The 17415-nt window shown below is 59.8% G+C and carries 20 protein-coding genes; 10 read left to right on the top strand and 10 right to left on the bottom strand.

What is annotated here, in order from left to right; all coding sequences use genetic code 11:
* Nucleotides 1–3: 3 nt before the first annotated feature.
* From ACN0Q0_RS10005 to ACN0Q0_RS09975, 7 genes are all read right to left on the bottom strand, one after another.
* Complete coding sequence (locus tag ACN0Q0_RS10005; RefSeq protein ID WP_417243239.1) at nucleotides 4–186, bottom strand: hypothetical protein; 183 nt, start codon at nucleotides 184–186, stop codon at nucleotides 4–6.
* Nucleotides 176–730, bottom strand: coding sequence for a holin family protein (locus ACN0Q0_RS10000; RefSeq protein ID WP_417243238.1), 555 nt, complete (start codon nucleotides 728–730; stop codon nucleotides 176–178). Before ACN0Q0_RS10000 ends, ACN0Q0_RS10005 begins: the two co-directional genes overlap by 11 nt.
* Entirely contained in the window at nucleotides 721–1332 is a 612-nt protein-coding gene (locus ACN0Q0_RS09995) for a holin-associated N-acetylmuramidase (RefSeq protein WP_417243237.1), read from the bottom strand. Before ACN0Q0_RS09995 ends, ACN0Q0_RS10000 begins: the two co-directional genes overlap by 10 nt.
* A gap of 123 nt (nucleotides 1333–1455) precedes the next feature.
* Nucleotides 1456–1899, bottom strand: coding sequence for a cytochrome c maturation protein CcmE (gene ccmE / locus ACN0Q0_RS09990; RefSeq protein ID WP_417243284.1), 444 nt, complete (start codon nucleotides 1897–1899; stop codon nucleotides 1456–1458).
* 25 nt (nucleotides 1900–1924) lie between these two features.
* A complete protein-coding gene (argC, locus tag ACN0Q0_RS09985) occupies nucleotides 1925–2953 on the bottom strand; it encodes an N-acetyl-gamma-glutamyl-phosphate reductase (protein ID WP_417243236.1) in 1029 nt (342 codons plus the stop codon).
* A 132-nt stretch (nucleotides 2954–3085) separates the two neighbouring features.
* On the bottom strand, nucleotides 3086–3898 hold the full coding sequence (murI, locus tag ACN0Q0_RS09980; RefSeq protein ID WP_417243235.1) for a glutamate racemase: 813 nt from the start codon (nucleotides 3896–3898) through the stop codon (nucleotides 3086–3088).
* Between the two features lies 1 nt (nucleotide 3899).
* Nucleotides 3900–4850, bottom strand: a complete 951-nt coding sequence (locus ACN0Q0_RS09975) for a lysophospholipid acyltransferase family protein (RefSeq protein WP_417243234.1) — start codon at nucleotides 4848–4850, stop codon at nucleotides 3900–3902.
* Between the two features lie 198 nt (nucleotides 4851–5048).
* Between ACN0Q0_RS09975 and ACN0Q0_RS09970 the strand changes: the two genes are divergently transcribed.
* From ACN0Q0_RS09970 to grxD, 5 genes are all read left to right on the top strand, one after another.
* The gene (locus ACN0Q0_RS09970) at nucleotides 5049–5948 is read left to right on the top strand and encodes a LysR family transcriptional regulator (protein WP_417243233.1); all 900 of its coding nucleotides are present in this window, start codon (nucleotides 5049–5051) and stop codon (nucleotides 5946–5948) included.
* Between the two features lie 457 nt (nucleotides 5949–6405).
* Nucleotides 6406–8565: a phosphoribosylformylglycinamidine synthase subunit PurL gene (purL, locus tag ACN0Q0_RS09965; protein ID WP_417243232.1), complete on the top strand. Its 2160-nt coding sequence runs from the start codon at nucleotides 6406–6408 to the stop codon at nucleotides 8563–8565.
* 89 nt (nucleotides 8566–8654) lie between these two features.
* Nucleotides 8655–9140: a hypothetical protein gene (locus ACN0Q0_RS09960; RefSeq protein WP_417243231.1), complete on the top strand. Its 486-nt coding sequence runs from the start codon at nucleotides 8655–8657 to the stop codon at nucleotides 9138–9140.
* 90 nt (nucleotides 9141–9230) lie between these two features.
* Nucleotides 9231–9461 (top strand): BolA/IbaG family iron-sulfur metabolism protein, encoded by a 231-nt coding sequence (locus tag ACN0Q0_RS09955; protein ID WP_417243230.1) that lies wholly within the window; start codon nucleotides 9231–9233, stop codon nucleotides 9459–9461.
* A gap of 61 nt (nucleotides 9462–9522) precedes the next feature.
* Complete coding sequence (gene grxD / locus ACN0Q0_RS09950) at nucleotides 9523–9882, top strand: Grx4 family monothiol glutaredoxin (protein WP_417243229.1); 360 nt, start codon at nucleotides 9523–9525, stop codon at nucleotides 9880–9882.
* An 81-nt stretch (nucleotides 9883–9963) separates the two neighbouring features.
* Here the strand turns inward: grxD and ACN0Q0_RS09945 are convergent, their stop codons facing one another.
* Nucleotides 9964–10371: a cell division protein ZapA gene (locus ACN0Q0_RS09945; RefSeq protein WP_417243228.1), complete on the bottom strand. Its 408-nt coding sequence runs from the start codon at nucleotides 10369–10371 to the stop codon at nucleotides 9964–9966.
* 1 nt (nucleotide 10372) lies between these two features.
* On the bottom strand, nucleotides 10373–10897 hold the full coding sequence (locus ACN0Q0_RS09940; RefSeq protein ID WP_417243227.1) for a hypothetical protein: 525 nt from the start codon (nucleotides 10895–10897) through the stop codon (nucleotides 10373–10375).
* 331 nt (nucleotides 10898–11228) lie between these two features.
* Between ACN0Q0_RS09940 and tkt the strand changes: the two genes are divergently transcribed.
* The 5 genes from tkt to ACN0Q0_RS09915 all read left to right on the top strand — a co-directional run bounded on the left by tkt (nucleotide 11229) and on the right by ACN0Q0_RS09915 (nucleotide 16774).
* Nucleotides 11229–13247 carry a transketolase gene (tkt, locus tag ACN0Q0_RS09935; RefSeq protein WP_417243226.1) on the top strand — a complete coding sequence of 673 codons (2019 nt, stop codon included), beginning with the start codon at nucleotides 11229–11231 and terminating at the stop codon, nucleotides 13245–13247.
* Between the two features lie 422 nt (nucleotides 13248–13669).
* Nucleotides 13670–14671, top strand: a complete 1002-nt coding sequence (gene gap / locus ACN0Q0_RS09930) for a type I glyceraldehyde-3-phosphate dehydrogenase (protein WP_417243225.1) — start codon at nucleotides 13670–13672, stop codon at nucleotides 14669–14671.
* A 272-nt stretch (nucleotides 14672–14943) separates the two neighbouring features.
* Nucleotides 14944–15087 carry a hypothetical protein gene (locus ACN0Q0_RS09925; protein WP_417243224.1) on the top strand — a complete coding sequence of 48 codons (144 nt, stop codon included), beginning with the start codon at nucleotides 14944–14946 and terminating at the stop codon, nucleotides 15085–15087.
* A gap of 141 nt (nucleotides 15088–15228) precedes the next feature.
* Complete coding sequence (gene gap / locus ACN0Q0_RS09920; RefSeq protein ID WP_417243223.1) at nucleotides 15229–16230, top strand: type I glyceraldehyde-3-phosphate dehydrogenase; 1002 nt, start codon at nucleotides 15229–15231, stop codon at nucleotides 16228–16230.
* 181 nt (nucleotides 16231–16411) lie between these two features.
* Nucleotides 16412–16774 (top strand): hypothetical protein, encoded by a 363-nt coding sequence (locus ACN0Q0_RS09915; protein WP_417243222.1) that lies wholly within the window; start codon nucleotides 16412–16414, stop codon nucleotides 16772–16774.
* A 108-nt stretch (nucleotides 16775–16882) separates the two neighbouring features.
* Here ACN0Q0_RS09915 and coaD read toward each other — a convergent pair whose 3' ends face one another.
* Entirely contained in the window at nucleotides 16883–17377 is a 495-nt protein-coding gene (coaD, locus tag ACN0Q0_RS09910; RefSeq protein ID WP_417243221.1) for a pantetheine-phosphate adenylyltransferase, read from the bottom strand.
* Between the last annotated feature and the right edge of the window lie 38 nt (nucleotides 17378–17415).

The raw sequence follows: 17415 nt of genomic DNA, 5'->3' as shown, positions 1-17415 counted from the left end.
GGCTCACCTCTCTCGCGGTAGGCGTTCGCGGATCATCGTGGTCATCTCGACCAGGATCTGCGTGTTTTTATCGAGCACGGAACGGGTCGCCTGATCCTTTTGCAAGTCTCTGTAAAGAAGGTAGAAAACCATCAATGCCCACGGTCCGTTTTCGGCCAGCGCCTTTATCAGTGCATCACTCATCATGGATCTGCCTCCATGCGGCGAGGGCGGGGTTGTCCTGTCCCGCGCCCATGGCGACAGGCGCCAGACCACTTGACCCCGCAGCCAGAGCATTGAGCGCGGCGATATTGGCCGTCACCATGGATGCCTGGTTCATTGTCGCGGCAATGGACTGTTGAAAGTCCTGGCTTTTGAACTGATAGCGTGCGCCAAAGTAAAAGCTGACAATCGCGCCAAGCAGCCACCACAGCGGCTCGGGGACGAGGGCAATGCCCTGCATCCGCGCGGCGAACCACACCGGATCCACCATCGCCGCCACGCACAGCCCGATTGTGCCAAAAGCCATCAGGGGACGCGGCACGCGGTTGAGCCCGTCCATGAACCGGTCAAAGCCCCCCTTGCGCTCGACCGCAAATTCGCGGGCGAATTGTTCAAGCGCCGAACTGCGAAACGCCGCGTCCCGTGCGCTCGAATTTTCACTGTTCTCCAGAAAGACCTCAGCCGTTTCGCGCAACACGTTGCGGCCATTGCCGAACAGCAGGCCCAAGAGTTTTTCGATCAGCCCCATGACGCCACCCGTTTGTCATGTTCGGCCTGCGTAAAGTGATAGCGTTCCGAGATAAACGCCTCGGCGCGCACGATCCACCCGCCTTTGCCCCCGTCACGGCGCTTGGCGTATTTGCGCGAGGACGGACGGCGATCGGCCAAGGCGTAATAGTAGTTGCGCCGCGCGATCCCGTAGGCATCCACGAGGTGATGCGGGGCGAGCGATTGCGCAATTTGTGCGGCCTCGATCGTTTGCGGACCGATAACGCCATCCACGGCAAGCTTGATCCCCATGTCGCCCAAAAGACGCTGTAACACCCGCACTGCATTGGCGCCCGCGTTGACGTACATGTCGAACACACTCGCCTGCAAAGCGGGCGGCAATTCATCGATGCGCGGCCCGTGAAAGTAATGCGACACAAAGATATCGCGGGCCTGTTCACGCGAGAGTTTGCGCACGTCACTGATGCTGACCTTGCCGTCACCATCGACATCCACGCCCAGACGCCGCAGCGTGCCAATGGTGACGCCGTATTTTGTCGCCCCGCCCGGATCGCTGGGGTCGTTGACGTAACCGCCCTCGCGGTCAATAATCTCGTCTGCGATTTGTTGAACTGTTTTCATATGCCTCAAATCCCACCTATTTGATGGTTCAAGGCTGCCTGAAAATGGTTAACGCCGCCGAACATCAGCGGTCGGCGGCGTCTTAAAATTTCTTAACTGTCGTTGCGTAAGGCGTTGGAAAACCTACGTTTCAGGCTCCTGATAGACCCCTTGCTCCTTGAGCGCGTCAACCACCTCTTTGGGCATATAGGTCTCGTCGTGTTTGGCCAGAATTTCGGTCGCCACGAACACCCCGTCTTTCAGGCTGCCCGTGCCAATCATCCCCTGGTTCTCGGAAAACAGATCGGGCAAAACCCCCTCGTAGCTTACGGGGATCGTATTGGTGACATCCGTGACCTTAAAGGTAACCTCGGTCCCCTCGCCACGTACGATACTACCCTCCTCGACCAGACCGCCGATGCGGAAAATCTCGCCCACGCGCGGTGGCTCTTCGACCACTTGGGTGGGCGAGCGGAACAGGTTGATCCCGTCCTTAAAGCCGTAACCGATCAAACCAACGGCCAGCACCAAAACCAACGTCAGGATGGACAGCACTTGCACGCGGCGGGTTTTTTTGAGGTTCTTCATTCCGGCCATGACGGGCCTCCTAAAGTTACGGGAACATCGGCGCGTTCATCAAACCCGCCGTTTCCTCAAGGCCAAGCATCAGGTTGGCGTTCTGGATCGCCTGCCCCGAGGAGCCTTTGGTGAGATTGTCGAGCGCGCCAATGACGATGCAACGCCCCTCGATACGATCGGCCACAACGCCGATATGGCAAAAATTCGACCCGCGCACATGTTTCATGTTCGGCGCTTCGCCGGTTGGCAGGACCTTGATAAACGGCTCGTCCTTGTAGGCATTGGCAAGCGCGTAATGCACCGCACCGGCCTCACCATGGACATAGGCCGTGGCAAGAATGCCGCGCGTGGCGGGGATCAGGTGTGGCGTGAATTGGATGCGCACATCGCGGCCCGCCACAGCCGAAAACTCCTGATCGAACTCGCCCAGATGGCGGTGTTTGCCGCCCACGGAGTAGCCAAAGGCGTTGTCTTCCAACTCGCCGAACAACAAGTGTTCCTTGAGCGCACGCCCCGCGCCCGACACCGCCACCTTGAGGTCAAGGATGATGTTGTCGAGGTCGATCACGCCCGCACTGATGAGCGGACGCAAAATAAACTGGCCCGTGGCCGCATTGCACCCCGTACCGGCCACAAGACGTGCGCCCCTGATCTGGTCGCGGTAAAATTCGGTGAGACCGTAGACGGCCTCTTTTTGCAAATCGGTGGCGGAATGGTCTTTGCCGTACCAAAACGCATAGGCCGCCGGATCGCGCAGACGGAAATCCGCCGACAGGTCCACAACCTTGGTCGTTGCGGGCAACTCTTTGATCACCGCCTGAGAGGTCGCGTGAGGCAAGGCGCAAAACGCCAGATCCACATCCGCGAAATCAATATCCTCGATCTTGCACAGCGGCGGCAGATCCATGTGACGCAGGTGCGGATAGACCTCTGACATCGCCATGCCCGCCTTGCGATCGCCCGACAGCGCCACAATCTCCATCGACGGATGGGTGGCAATCAAACGAACAAGCTCCGCCCCCGTATAGCCGGAGGCACCGAGGATGGCGATTTTATGGGTCATATCACTGTCTTTCATCAAACGGGACCGCCCATCATAGGGTCGGCCTTAATGTAGGGGGTACACGCCGCAACTGCAATTGCGGCAAAACGCGCAGGGCATCACAACCGCATCACGGCCACGGACATAGGGGTCTCAGGCCTTTACGAACTCGACTTTTCGCTTGAGAAATTGCGTGGCGCCGCGTGACACTTTGGCCGGATCGCCGGTGGTCAGGAACATCGATTCCGTCCCCGCACCGATCATCGCCGGATGGCGTTGCAAATAATCGGCAAGGCTATCGGCCACGAGATTGGCCTGTGAGAACACTTTGACATCGGGGCCAAGCGCCTCCTGGAATTCCTTTTCCATCATCGGGTAATGGGTACATCCAAGGATCGCCGCATCGGGGTTGGGCAATTTGCGTTTGAGCGCATCCACATGGCTGCGCACCAAGGCATCGGCCAAAATCATATCGCCGTCCTCGATCGCATCGACCACGCCGCCACAGGCCTGTGCCTCGACATCCACGCCGATGGCGCGAAACGCCAGTTCGCGTTGAAACGCCCGACTCGCCACTGTGGCAGGTGTCGCAAAAAGCGCGACGTGTTTGACGCCCACTTCGCGCGGCGGCGAGTTGTCGCCCCACTCGCGTTCGGTGAGCGCCTCGATGAGCGGCACAAACACGCCGAGCACGCGCTTGTCTTTGGGGATCCAGTTTTCCTGCATCCGCCGCAGCGCCGCCGCAGAGGCCGTGTTGCACGCCAGAATGACAAGATCACAGCCCGCCTCCCACAACCGCTCGACCGCGGCCGTGGTCAAATCGTAGACGTCATCCGCACTGCGCACGCCGTAAGGCGCGTGGGCATTGTCGCCAAAATACACAAACGGGACATCCGGCAACCGCTTGGTCACCGCATCCAGAACGGTCAAACCGCCCAATCCACTGTCAAAAACGCCTACTGCCATTTTAATACCGGTCCTTTAGACCTCTTCGGGGTTTGGCCCCATGTTTGACTTCGAACTCATACCCGTGATCGAAATTTGCCACAGGTGTCGGGGATAGTGAATAGGTCTCACGCCGCAGAAAATCCATCATCTTTTTAGGATCACGCAGGTATGGCTCCAGTTTTTCCCGCGCAATCGGTGCGCCGACCACAACCCGCACAGGCGCCCCGATGCGGGCGCGAAACTCGCGGATCAGCAACCCCATGCGCAACGTGTTGTGTAAATGGCTCGCCAACTGGAACAGGCGCGAATTGACCCCGTCGAAATAGACCGGCACCACCGTGGCGTCCGAGCGCGCAATCATTTTGGCCGTGAACGCCCGCCACCCCGGGTCCATCGGCTGCCCCAGCGGGTGCGCCGCCGTCGAAACCGTCCCGCCCGGAAACACGCCAATGCAACCGCCATTCCCCAAATACCGAAGCGCCTCTTTGCGGGTTTCGAGGTTCAGCGCCACCCCCGCTTTGGTCTCCTCGAAAGAGACGGGTAGGACCGCACGGTCAAGATCCTCGGCCCGCTTGAACACACGGTGCGCCAGAATGCGAAAATCACCACGCGTCACCGACAGGATATGCCCCATCATCAACCCGTCCAGAATGCCGTAGGGATGATTGGCCACCACAATCACCGGCCCCGAGGCGGGAATGTTTTCAAGCGCGCCCGCGACCACATCCAGTTCAAGCCCGTAGCGCTCGACCATGACCTGCCAGAAATCGCGCCCCTGCGCGACGTCGGCACCGTACCCCGCCGCACGACGAATAAGACGCAATCGCCCCGTTGCATTCTCCATCAGCCGGATCAGCGTACGCCCGGAACGGGTCTTGGCGGAACTGGCATAGGAAATATCACGGGCAACCTGACGTGCCGACAGCGGCGGTTGCACGGCAGTCTCGGGTGTCGTGTTCGGGTCCGACATTCTCGCAGCCCTCCAAGCTGTGCCTGCACCGACTGTAATGGACTGCTTACGTTGCCGCCATAAAAAGCGTATATAAGAGGCACGGGTTACAAAGGCCTCACATATTTGAGATATGTGGGGGGCTGCGTCTTGCACCACGCAAACGCTATGCTATGTGCCAGTGATATTTCGGGTTGGACGGGTTAAAGCGAGAGACAGATGGATTGGGATAAGCTACGGATTTTCCACGCAGTTGCGGACGCAGGGTCATTGACCCATGCGGGTGATACCTTGCACCTCAGCCAATCCGCCGTGTCGCGCCAAATCCGCGCGTTGGAGGAATCACTCTCGACCACACTGTTCCACCGTCACGCCCGCGGGTTGATTTTGACCGAGCAGGGCGAGTTGTTGTTCGAGGCCACCCGCGCCATGAACAAGCGCCTTGATGCCGCCTCGGCGCGGATCCGCGACAGCGAAGAGGGTGTCAACGGCGAACTGCGCGTGACCACCGCCACCGGCTTCGGCTCGCTTTGGCTGGCCCCCCGTTTGCACCTGTTGTATGAAAAATATCCCGAGCTGAAGATTGATCTGATGCTTGAGGAACGCGTGCTTGACCTGCCGATGCGCGAGGCCGATGTGGCCATCCGCATGAAAGAGCCGTCCCAGGCCGATCTGATCCGCAAACGGTTGATGAACATCCGTATGCGCCTTTATGCGACACAAGCATACCTCGACCAGAACGGCGTTCCCAAAACCGTCGAGGACCTCGCCAACCACCGCCTGATTTGCCAAAATCCGAGCTCCGCTCAGGTCTCGGCGGGGGCGCAACTGGTTCAGGAGCTGACCGAGGTGTCAATTCCCTCGACACTTTACGTCAACAACTATTTCGGCGTGCTGCAGGCTGTGCTGCACGATTTGGGTGTCGGCGTTTTGCCGGACTACCTGACCGAAAGTGCGCCCGAACTGGTGCGGGTCCTGCCCGAGATTGAAAGTGGCGAAGTCCCCGTGTTCCTCGCCTACCCCGAGGAATTGCGCCATTCCAAGCGGATCGCCGTGTTCCGCGACTTTATTACCGAGCAAATTTCAGAGCACCGCCGCCACATGCGCGACGACGATTAACCACGACCCACGCGCGCCGCGCCGCAGCACTGTGGCCTCCTCGCAACAGGGGGCGACATGGCACCCGAAACCTTTGCGTCACGCCATGCGCACTACCCCCTTGATGACACTGCGTAAATTTTACCCGCCGCGTAAATTCTTACAAGCTATGCGTGTGCCGCATGGCAGCAATGCGCAATTTCACAGCTTAAAACCTTGCGCCATTCACAAACCGCACCTAAATCGGGCAGTGAAGGTGCTGATTGACGCAAGTCTTGGCAACTTCACCTCCCTGTTAGACTTGGGCCGAGCTTATGCTCGGCCTTTTTTTTGGGATTTCGTAAACTCCGCCGGATTTGCGCCGCGACTTTGCGTTTATTGTGCATGATTCCACGCCTCGCGCGTGCCTTCCCCCTTCCCCCACGTCCACGCATGTCCTAAGACAGCGCCAAGAATTGCTGCCTTCGAGGGGATACCAATGACCGAGCCTGCCATCACCGAGGATCTGATTGCCGCACATGGCCTCAGCCCTGACGAATACGCCCAGATCCTGCGCATTTTGAACCGCGACCCGTCCTTCACGGAACTTGGCATTTTCTCCGCCATGTGGAACGAACACTGTTCATACAAATCGTCCAAGAAACACCTGCGCGGCCTGCCCACCACCGGCCCCCAGGTGATCTGTGGACCGGGCGAGAACGCGGGCATCGTCGACATCGGTGACGGCCAGTGCGTGGTTTTTAAAATGGAAAGCCACAACCACCCGTCCTATATCGAACCCTATCAGGGCGCAGCCACAGGTGTGGGCGGCATTTTGCGCGACGTCTTTACCATGGGCGCACGCCCCATTGCGGCGATGAACTCGCTGTCCTTTGGCGTCAAAGAACACCCCAAAACCCGTCAACTTGTCCACGGTGTGGTCGAGGGTGTGGGCGGCTACGGCAACTGTTTCGGCGTTCCCACAGTGGGCGGCGAAGTCCGGTTCCACAAAGCCTATAACGGCAACTGCCTTGTGAACGCCTTTGCGGCGGGCCTTGCCGACACCGACAAGATTTTCTACTCGGCGGCCTCCGGCGTCGGCATGCCCGTCGTCTACCTTGGTGCGAAAACCGGCCGTGATGGCGTCGGCGGCGCGACCATGGCCTCTGCCGAGTTCGACGACACCATTGAGGACAAACGCCCCACCGTTCAGGTCGGCGACCCCTTCACCGAAAAATGCCTAATGGAGGCCACCTTGGAACTCATGGCCACAGGCGCCGTGATTTCGATTCAGGATATGGGTGCGGCGGGTCTGACCTGCTCCGCCGTTGAAATGGGGGACAAAGGCAAACTGGGCATCCGTCTCGATCTCGAAAACGTGCCACAGCGCGAAGCCAATATGACGGCCTACGAGATGATGCTGTCGGAAAGCCAAGAGCGGATGCTCATGGTGCTCAAACCCGAGAAAGAAGACGTGGCGCGTGCCGTGTTCGAAAAATGGGATCTGGATTTCGCCATCGTCGGTGAAACCATTGCCGAGGACCGTTTCGTCATTATGCACAACGGTGTTTGCATGGGCGACTTGCCCCTGTCCACGCTTGCCTCCTCTGCGCCCGAATACGATCGCCCGTGGGTGCCAACCCCCGCCGCAGCCCCTGTCGAAGACGTGCCACAGATTGATCCGGTTGACGGTCTCAAGGCACTGATTTCGTCGCCAAACTACGCCTCCAAAGCATGGGTCTATGAGCAATACGACACCCAAGTGATGGGCGACACGGTGCAAAAACCGGGTCTGGGCGCGGGCGTGATCCGCATCCACGACACGGGCAAAATGCTCGCCTTTACCTCCGACGTGACCCCGCGCTATGTCAAAGCCAACCCTGTCGAGGGCGGCAAACAGGCGGTCGCGGAAAGCTACCGCAACCTGATCGCCGTGGGCGCGAAACCGCTCGCAACCACCGACAACCTGAACTTCGGCAACCCCGAAAAGCCCGAAATCATGGGCCAGTTCGTCGGCGCACTGGACGGCATCAGCCAAGCGGTGTCCTTCCTCGACATGCCGATCGTGTCGGGCAACGTCTCGCTTTACAATGAAAGCTACGGCGAAGGCATCCTGCCCACCCCGACCATCGGCGCGGTTGGCCTCATCGCCAATGAGGACGAACTGATTTCCGGCCTGCCGAACGACGGCGATATTGCCATTTTGATCGGGGAAACCCGCGGCCACCTCGGCCAATCGGCGCTCCTCGCCGAAGTGTTCAACCGCGAGGACGGCGATGCGCCCCATGTCGATCTCGCCCTCGAAAAACAAAACGGCGCGTTCCTGCGTGCCAACGGCAAACTGGTGACATCCGCCACCGACCTGTCCGATGGCGGTCTGGCTCTGGCGGCCTTCGAGATGGCCGAGGCCGCGGGTCTGGGCCTCACGTTGGATGACGGCGACACCGCGCAGCTGTTTGGCGAGGACCAGGCCCGCTACCTCGTTGCCTGTTCGTTTGATCAGGCCGAAGCCCTGATGGTTGCCGCCTCCCAAGCGGGCGTCACACTCGCCACAGTCGGCAAGTTCGGCGGCGACACGGTCCAGATGGGCGGCTCTTCGGCCCCTATGGCCGAGCTGTCCGCACTCTTCCGCGGCACCTTTGGCGACACCTTCGCGTAACGCCGGACGCCACAAGAGCACGAGACCAAAGGCCCGCCAGTTCTGCGCGGGCCTTTCCTTTTTCGCCCCCATAGGCCACGCTATCCCACATGGATCACCTGCCCTCTCTCACCTCCGATTGCCACCAATGCGCCGCACTATGCTGTGTCGGGCTGACATTGGATAAAGGCGACCTGTTCGCGATTGACAAGCCAAGCGGCACGCCCTGCCCCAATCTGTCGCGCGATTGCCGCTGTGCCATCCACAGCGATCTGGTGGACAAGGGCATGGTGGGCTGCACCCTGTACGACTGTGCGGGGGCGGGCCAACGGGTGGTGCAGATGCGGTTCAATGGCGAAAACTGGCGCGACGATCCCACGCTTTTGCCTGCGATGATGCGCGACTTTAACGCCCTTAAACCGCTGCACGAACGCATGGCGCAGCTGGTCGAGGCAGGCACGCTAGACCTCACGCCCGACCTTGAGGCCGAACGCGTGGCGCTTTTGACCCGCCACGCACGACTTTGGTCCGATAGCGACACATTGCGCGCCCGCTTCGACGCATTTGTGACCGCACTAAACGCCGCAGACCCGTGAACCGACTTGCAGCGCCCGCCGCCCGCCATTAGATTTGCGGTCAGTCAACACCTCAAATCCAACCACAGACCAAGCATGGAGCGCCCGTCAATGGCCATCACCACCACCGAGATCGAACATCTGATCCGTGACGCTTTCCCAAATGCAAAAGTCGTAGTGCAAAGCGATGACGGCCACCATTTCGCCGCCGAAGTTGTCGATGAAAGTTTTCGGGGCCAGAACCGCGTCCAACAACAACGCGCCGTCAACGCCGCCGTAAAGGCCAAGCTCGACAGCGGCGAATTGCACGCGATGGCGCTCACCACGCGCGCCCCCGATTAATCCGGACCACCGCAGGCCGCTCACGATCCAACCTACAGAATTTATGCAGAAAGTTCCAAATATGTCCGCTCAGGAAACCATCCAGAATACCGTCGACAACAATGATGTTGTGCTGTTCATGAAAGGCACGAAATCCGCACCGCAGTGTGGCTTTTCCTCAAAAGTTGCCGGCATCCTCAATTTCATGGGCGTTGAGTACACCGATGTGAACGTGTTGGCCGACGACGCCGTGCGCCAAGGCATCAAGGAATTCTCCGACTGGCCAACCATCCCACAGCTCTACATCAAAGGCGAATTTGTGGGGGGCTGTGACATCGTGATCGAAATGACGCTTTCGGGCGAACTGGATACCGCATTTGCCGACAAAGGCGTGGCCTTCGATGCCGAAAAGGCCGAGCAAATCCGCGCCGCCAACGGTTAAACCATCGCGCCAAACGGCCCGGACATAAATAAAGGGCGGGGAGATCACTCTTCCCGCCCTTTTCATGTCCGGTTGTTCCGTTCATCTGTCGTCAGACAAACCAAGGCGCTCTTCGAGCGCACCGGCCATCGCTTCGCTGCGGGCCGCGATTTCGGCCAGTGAATCCGTCACGCCCTGCGGAACGACAGGCACTTCGACCCGCTCGGGTTCCGGCGCGGGGCGCGCCCGCATTTCCTCGATCAACGCCTCTTGTGCGCCGAGTTTGCTTTCGAGCGAACGCAGTTTTTCATCCATACCCGCCGTTTTATCGGCCAACATCAGGCCGGACATCAACAGCATCCGCGCCTCCGGCATCCGCCCGATCTGGCTCGACAACACCGACGCTTCGTTTTCAAGCAAGGCGGCAGCGGATTGCAGGAAATGCTCCTCCCCCTCCTGACAGGCCACCTCATAGGTGCGTCCACCGATATTGATTTTCACGTCGGGCATCTTACATTTCCTCCGTTGCGGTGGTGGCATCCCGCGGGAGCGCCGCTTTGAGATCGGTAATCAGGCCATCGAGTTGGGCGCGTTCGGTCGCCCGCACGCGTTCCAACGCCTGCACATCCGCCGAGAGCCCCGCGTTGATCAGGTCCGCATCACCGACCCCCGCCGCGTTGGCCTCACGCAGGGCCGTGTTATTGGCACGCAGCGCGTCATTGGCGTGGCGCAATCCCGTCATCGAGGTCTCGAGGTCGTAAATCTGACGACGCAGGGTTTCAACCTCGGCTTCCAACGCGGCCACATGGGTGTTCTGCTTTTCATGGATCGCTTTGACGCGCTGCTCCATCTGGGCATTGGTGTCTCTTTCCGTTTCGAGAGCCTCGTTGAGGCGGCCGATTTCGGCCTCCATCTCGTCGCTCGAAATACCGCCGCCCGGCGCTTGTGCGGCACGTTCCTCGGCTATGGCCACGGCCCGACCGATCCGCTCCAACGCGGACGTGATCCGTCCCTCAAATTCAGAAATATCGCTCATTGGCCCTCACTCGTTCCTTCTCCTTGTCCGATGTCACATGTCGCGCGTCAAACGGGCAAAGTCCCGCACAGCTTTGTCCCGTGCGCCTTTGATTCGAGAGCCTAGCGCAACGGCGCAGCATTACCAATATCTCCGCCCTGTTTCGCAGCCCATCCACGGGTCCGAACGGCATAATTCGGCGATCAAGGCCGTTTTGCACGCTCCAAAGGCCACCAAAACGCCTCGTGCGCCTCACGATCCTTGATCTTCCCGACCGTCTTGGTATCAGGGGCGCACTCGATCGCGTGCCCATCCGCGATCCACACTCTAGTCTGTTCAAGGAGACCCATACGTGGATATCGCTAAACTGCGCGAGGCGCACCCCGATCACTGGATGCGCGCTGCTGCCATTCGTACGCTGACACTCGATGCTGTCGCCGCCGCCAATTCCGGTCACTCCGGCATGCCCATGGGCATGGCTGATGTTGCCACGGTTCTGTTTAAGAACCACTTAAAATTCGACGCCTCCGCCCCGCTTTGGGCCGATCGCGACCGGTTTATCCTGTCCGCCGGCCATGGTTCGATGTTGGTCTACTCGCTGCTGTACCTCACCGGATACGAGGAAATGCCGCTTGAGCAGATCAAGAATTTCCGCCAGACGGGCGCGAAAACCGCAGGCCACCCCGAAAACTTCCTGCTCGATGGCGTCGAGACCACCACAGGTCCGCTCGGTCAGGGCATCTCGAACGCCGTGGGCTTTGCCATGGCCGAAGAATCACTGCGCGCCCGTTTTGGGTCCAAGTTGCAAAACCACTACACCTACTGCATCGCCGGTGACGGCTGTCTGATGGAGGGCGTGTCGCAAGAGGCCATCGCCCTCGCCGGTCGTCAGAAGCTCGGCAAGTTGATCGTGTTCTGGGACAACAACAACATCACCATCGACGGCACGGTTGATCTGTCGGACCGCACCAATCAGCCCATGCGCTTTAAATCCGCAGGGTGGCACGTTCAGGAAATCGACGGTCACGACCCCGAGGCCATCGACGCCGCCATCGAGGCCGCCAAGAAGTCCAAGAAACCGTCGATGATCGCGTGCAAAACGCACATAGCAATTGGCCACGCCAAGCAAGACACCTCCAAAGGCCACGGCGCACTGACCGATGCCGCCGAGTTGCAGGCCGCAAAAGAAACCTACGGCGCGCCTCTTGGCGCCTTCGAAGTCGACGCCAAAGTCAAAGCCGAATGGGAAGCCATCGGCGCCAAAGGCCGCAGCGCCCGTGCGGAATGGCAAGCCCGTTTCGACGAACAATCCGAGCGCCGTCAGGCCGAGTTCACCCGCGTCTTTGCGGGCGAAGCGCCGAAAAAACTGTCGGCCGTGATCAAGGCGTTCAAAAAACAGATCTCGGACGAACAGCCCAAAATGGCAACGCGGTCCTCGTCGCAAAAAGTGCTCGAAGTGGTCAATCCGGTCATGCCCGAGACCTTTGGCGGCTCTGCCGACCTCACCGGTTCCAACAACACCCTGACCGAGGGTCTGGGAACGTTTGACGAAACCAACCGCAAAGGCCGCTACGTCTATTACGGCATTCGCGAGCACGGTATGGCCGCGGCCATGAACGGCCTTGCGTTGCACGGCGGTGTCCGCCCCTACGGCGGCACGTTCTTTTGCTTCACCGACTATGCCCGTGGCGCGATGCGTCTGTCCGCGTTGATGCGTATTCCCGTGACTTACGTCATGACACACGACTCCATCGGTCTTGGCGAAGATGGCCCGACACACCAACCCGTCGAGCATCTGGCAATTTGCCGCGCGACACCGAACACCGTGACCATGCGTCCCTGTGATACGGTCGAGACCGCCGAAGCGTGGGAAATCGCGCTGACGTCGCAATCGACGCCCTCCGTTCTGGTCCTCACCCGTCAGGGTCTGCCCACACTGCGCACCGAGCACAAAAACAAGAACATGGTGGCCTCCGGCGCCTATGTTCTGGCTGATGCCGAGGGCAAACGTCAGGCGATCATCGTGGCCACGGGCTCCGAGGTGTCTCTGGCCATGGAAGCCCGCGAGATCTTGCAAGCCGAGGGCATCGGCACCCGCGTTGTTTCCATGCCGTCCATGGAGCTGTTCGCCGAGCAAGACGAAAGCTACCGCCGCAAGGTTCTGCCCGCAGGTCCCGTGCGCGTTGGCGTCGAAGCGGCATTGCGTGCCGGTGGTTGGGATCGTTGGCTCCTCGGTGAACGTGGCCGCGAGAGCAAACAGGCGTTTGTCGGCATGACCGGTTTCGGCTCGTCTGCACCCGCCGAAGAATTGTTCGAGAAATACGGCATTACCACCGCCAACATCGTCGCACAGGTCAAAGCGCTGCTCTGACCCCGGCATAAGATCGACATTGAAACGCCCGCGCCCCAAAGCGCGGGCGTTTTGCGTTGGGCACTGACAGCGGGATGCGCGGTGCGCCTCGTGACGCCGCCACCCGACGTCAAGGTCGAGGTCGGCGTTTTGGGCATCCCGTGGCCGATATCGCACCGCTCGACAGGTCCGCAGACCTTGAGACCCACCGAGATCAGGCCCAGGCCGCTCTCCCCTTTGCGGCCCGATGTCGACAGGCCTGAGGGCACGACGCCGTTAGCGCAACCACTCAATGTTTTCGCTAACATGTTGGCGCTAAACGGGTTTTCCCACACTGCATACTTCCGTATACGGGACTTAAGTCGGGGAGGCGCGGCCCAGTCATCCGCCCCGCCCGACGCAGGCACACGGCGCATCGCCGCAGTAGGGAGCATGAGGGACGCATGACAATCAAACTTGGCATCAACGGCTTTGGCCGTATCGGCCGTTGCACATTGGCACATATTGCCGAAGCCGGCCTGAACGAAGTCGAAGTGGTGAAAATCAACGCCACAGGCCCGATCGAGACCAACGCCCACCTGCTCAAATACGATAGCGTCCACGGACGGTTCGGCAGCCCCGTCACCGTCAATGGCACCACAATGGATTTAGGGCGTGGCCCGATTCAGGTGATGTCCACCTACGAGCCTGACGAGTTGGATTGGGAGGGCGTCGATGTCGTTCTCGAATGCACCGGCAAATTCAATGACGGCCACCGTGCCGATGTCCACATGCGCCGCGGGGCAAAAAAGGTCCTGATCTCGGCTCCCGCCAAAAATGTCGACCGCACGGTCGTGTTCGGCGTGAACCACCGCGACCTGCGTGACGACGAGCGCATGGTGTCCAACGGGTCGTGCACCACCAACTGCCTCGCGCCACTGGCCAAGGTGCTCAATGACGCCGTGGGCATCGAGAGCGGCATCATGACGACGATCCACTCCTACACGGGCGACCAACCGACACTGGACCGCCGCCACCCCGACCTCTATCGCGCCCGCGCCGCGGCAATGGCGATGATCCCGACCTCGACCGGTGCGGCCAAGGCCCTGGGCGAGGTGCTTCCCGAGCTGAGCGGCAAACTCGACGGCACCTCCATGCGCGTGCCGACCCCGAATGTCTCCGCCGTTGATCTGACATTTCAGGCGGGCAAAGACGTAACCGTGGCCGACATCAACGAAATCGTGCGCGAGGCCGCCTGCGGCCACATGGGCATGGTTTTGGGTTATGATCCCGAACCCAAGGTCTCGATCGACTTTAACCACACCACCGAAAGCTGCATCTTTGCGCCCGACCAGACCAAGGTCATCGGCCGCACCGTCCGCGTTCTGGCGTGGTACGACAACGAATGGGGCTTTTCGGCCCGCATGGCCGATGTCGCCGCCGCCATGGGCCGCCTGTCCCAATAGGAGCGCAGCACCCGAGGCGCACTTTCCGCCTCGCCATGCTCTTTCATAGGGCCGCAATCCTGCACGTTTGCGCGCTCTTGAAGCCCGGCGGTCTCATCCCGTCGGGCTTTGCCCTTTTCTTGCCCTTTCCTGCGTCCGTCACACATGCGCCCCTCCCGCGCCCTGCCTGCCCATGTCCGCCCGTGCCTGCCCTGCCCCGGAACCGCTTGCCTCTTCCCTTCGCTGCGCGTGAGTGACACAATGCGCCAACTGGAACTGGAACGAGCCTTTTCATGACCGACTCTATCGCTTTGGGACTTGCCGCCGTCATATTGGTAGCCCTCGGTCTTGATTTCGGCCTGAATGACGGGGCGGCCTCGCTGTTTTTGGCACGCAAACTGATCGTCCTGCTCCACTACATCGCCTTCTGGCGCTAAGTCCCGCGCTTTGCGGTTGACCTTTGCGCCGCGATCGCGATGTTAGCGTTAACTGCCTGACGTCATAAGGCGTCGGCAAATGTGTGAAGGACGGACCGCAAACAGGCCCGCCCCGCCGAACAAGCGTCAAGGAGTGCTGACATGGCTGTAAAAGTGGCAATCAACGGATTTGGTCGTATCGGTCGCAACGTTTTGCGTGCGATCATCGAGTCGGGCCGGACCGATATCGAAGTTATTGCAATCAACGATTTGGGGCCCGTGGCAACAAACGCCCACCTGCTTCAGTATGACAGTGTGCATGGCCGCTTCCCCGTCGAGGTCAAACACACCGACGACACCATCGACGTTGGCCGTGGTCCGATCAAAGTGACCGCAATCCGCAATCCTGCCGACCTGCCGTGGTCGGACGTGGATGTGGTGATGGAATGCACCGGCATCTTCGCCTCGAAAGAGGCCTGCCAAGCACACCTTGAAAACGGCTCCAGCCGCGTTCTGATCTCTGCCCCCGGCAAAGACGCTGACAAGACAATCGTTTACGGCGTGAACCATGGTGAGTTGACCGCTGACGATATCGTCGTATCCAACGCCTCATGCACCACCAACTGCCTCGCACCTGTTGTCAAGGTTCTCAACGACAACATCGGGATCGTCAAAGGCTTTATGACCACGATCCACTCCTACACGGGCGACCAACCGACACTCGACACCATGCACAAAGATCTCTACCGCGCCCGCGCGGCGGCTTTGTCCATGATCCCGACCTCGACCGGTGCGGCCAAGGCCGTGGGCCTCGTGTTGCCCGAGTTGAACGGTAAACTCGACGGCGTCGCGATCCGCGTCCCCACCCCGAACGTGTCGGTTGTCGACCTGACGTTCGAAGCCGCCCGCGACACCACCGTCGAAGAGATCAACCAGTTGATCCGTGACGCCGCAAACGGCCCGCTCAAGGGCGTGCTTGGCTACACCGATGCGCCACTGGTGTCTTCCGACTTCAACCACGATCCGCATTCCTCCATCTTCCACACCGACCAAACCAAGGTCATGGAAGGCACAATGGTTCGCATCCTGACGTGGTACGACAACGAATGGGGTTTCTCGAACCGCATGAGCGACACCGCCGTAGCCATGGCGAAGTTCCTCTAAGCGAGGCGCAACACGTCAAGTTATCCCGCGCGAACGGGTTAAACAGCGCTCCGGAGCCATATGGCTTCGGAGCGTTTTTCGTTTTGGGATCACCACTGACAGGTCGCACAACACACCTTTGTGATGGACCTGTACCAACGGCCATATTAGGATATTGACACCAACTATTACGGACCCCCCCATGAAAAAACTTATTTTGACCCTCACAGCCCTGTCCGCACTCGCGGGCTGTTATAAACCCGAACCCGCCCGGACAATCGGCACACAGAACGGCAAGGCGCTTTACCAAACCACATGTGACATCAACCAATCCGCCGTGGGCAGCAAAGCCCTCTTTGGTCCCAATAAGGGCAAGCGCGTCACCGCCTATTATGGCTGTGAGCCACAAGCGCGCGAGACCTGCCCGAGCGGGTTCACCGTCACCGACATGACACAGGGCATCCCTGAGCGGCACACCCAGACGTTCCAGAACGGTGCCTATACCACCCGCCAAACCTTTTACATCCGTAAGACCACAATCCAATACACCTGTAACGGCGCATGACATCACAGGCGGAATGACAAAACGAAAGCCCCGCATCACCGTGTGCGGGGCTTTGAAATATGCGGGCAGGCCGTTCCGGTGCAGGGCCGCCACCGCGGCGCGACAGGCTTACGGTTTCAGCTTGTCCAACAGACGCGCCTCGACCTGCGGGGTGACGAATTTCGACACATCCCCCCCAAGTCGCGCAATCTCCTTGACCAGTTTTGACGCAATCGCCTGATGGCGCGCCTCCGCCATCAAAAACACCGTCTCGATCGAATTGTCCAAGGCACGGTTCATTCCAACCATCTGATACTCATACTCGAAATCCGCCACAGCCCGCAGCCCACGAATGATAATCGACGCGTTCACATCGCGGGCGCAATGGATCAAAAGGTTCTCGAACGGATGCACAACAATCTCGCATCCCGTCTCCTGTGCGATTGCCTTGGTATAGGCTTCCAACATCTCAACGCGCTCTTCGAGCGAGAACATCGGCCCCTTGTCGCGGTTGATTGCGACACCGATCACCAACCGGTCCACCAAGGCACACGCGCGGCGAATAATGTCGCCATGCCCGTGGGTGACGGGATCAAATGTGCCAGGGTATAGTCCAATGCGCATGAGGCTCTCCTTGCTCTGGGTGCAAGCAACAATATTGC

This window comes from Celeribacter sp. (assembly GCF_048259695.1).
Lineage (GTDB): Bacteria > Pseudomonadota > Alphaproteobacteria > Rhodobacterales > Rhodobacteraceae > Celeribacter.
Note: the sequence above shows the minus strand (reverse complement) of the source record. Positions and strands in the feature narration are given on the sequence as shown.

Excerpts from the sequence above, each read along its gene's own strand:
- ACN0Q0_RS10005 (WP_417243239.1), bottom strand. The coding sequence starts at position 186 with ATGATGAGTGATGCACTGATAAAGGCGCTGGCCGAAAACGGACCGTGG.
- ACN0Q0_RS10000 (WP_417243238.1), bottom strand. The coding sequence starts at position 730 with ATGGGGCTGATCGAAAAACTCTTGGGCCTGCTGTTCGGCAATGGCCGC.
- ACN0Q0_RS09995 (WP_417243237.1), bottom strand. The coding sequence starts at position 1,332 with ATGAAAACAGTTCAACAAATCGCAGACGAGATTATTGACCGCGAGGGC.
- ccmE (WP_417243284.1), bottom strand. The coding sequence starts at position 1,899 with ATGAAGAACCTCAAAAAAACCCGCCGCGTGCAAGTGCTGTCCATCCTG.
- argC (WP_417243236.1), bottom strand. The coding sequence starts at position 2,953 with ATGACCCATAAAATCGCCATCCTCGGTGCCTCCGGCTATACGGGGGCG.
- murI (WP_417243235.1), bottom strand. The coding sequence starts at position 3,898 with ATGGCAGTAGGCGTTTTTGACAGTGGATTGGGCGGTTTGACCGTTCTG.
- ACN0Q0_RS09975 (WP_417243234.1), bottom strand. The coding sequence starts at position 4,850 with ATGTCGGACCCGAACACGACACCCGAGACTGCCGTGCAACCGCCGCTG.
- ACN0Q0_RS09970 (WP_417243233.1), top strand. The coding sequence starts at position 5,049 with ATGGATTGGGATAAGCTACGGATTTTCCACGCAGTTGCGGACGCAGGG.
- purL (WP_417243232.1), top strand. The coding sequence starts at position 6,406 with ATGACCGAGCCTGCCATCACCGAGGATCTGATTGCCGCACATGGCCTC.
- ACN0Q0_RS09960 (WP_417243231.1), top strand. The coding sequence starts at position 8,655 with ATGGATCACCTGCCCTCTCTCACCTCCGATTGCCACCAATGCGCCGCA.
- ACN0Q0_RS09955 (WP_417243230.1), top strand. The coding sequence starts at position 9,231 with ATGGCCATCACCACCACCGAGATCGAACATCTGATCCGTGACGCTTTC.
- grxD (WP_417243229.1), top strand. The coding sequence starts at position 9,523 with ATGTCCGCTCAGGAAACCATCCAGAATACCGTCGACAACAATGATGTT.
- ACN0Q0_RS09945 (WP_417243228.1), bottom strand. The coding sequence starts at position 10,371 with ATGCCCGACGTGAAAATCAATATCGGTGGACGCACCTATGAGGTGGCC.
- ACN0Q0_RS09940 (WP_417243227.1), bottom strand. The coding sequence starts at position 10,897 with ATGAGCGATATTTCTGAATTTGAGGGACGGATCACGTCCGCGTTGGAG.
- gap (WP_417243225.1), top strand. The coding sequence starts at position 13,670 with ATGACAATCAAACTTGGCATCAACGGCTTTGGCCGTATCGGCCGTTGC.
- ACN0Q0_RS09925 (WP_417243224.1), top strand. The coding sequence starts at position 14,944 with ATGACCGACTCTATCGCTTTGGGACTTGCCGCCGTCATATTGGTAGCC.
- gap (WP_417243223.1), top strand. The coding sequence starts at position 15,229 with ATGGCTGTAAAAGTGGCAATCAACGGATTTGGTCGTATCGGTCGCAAC.
- ACN0Q0_RS09915 (WP_417243222.1), top strand. The coding sequence starts at position 16,412 with ATGAAAAAACTTATTTTGACCCTCACAGCCCTGTCCGCACTCGCGGGC.
- coaD (WP_417243221.1), bottom strand. The coding sequence starts at position 17,377 with ATGCGCATTGGACTATACCCTGGCACATTTGATCCCGTCACCCACGGG.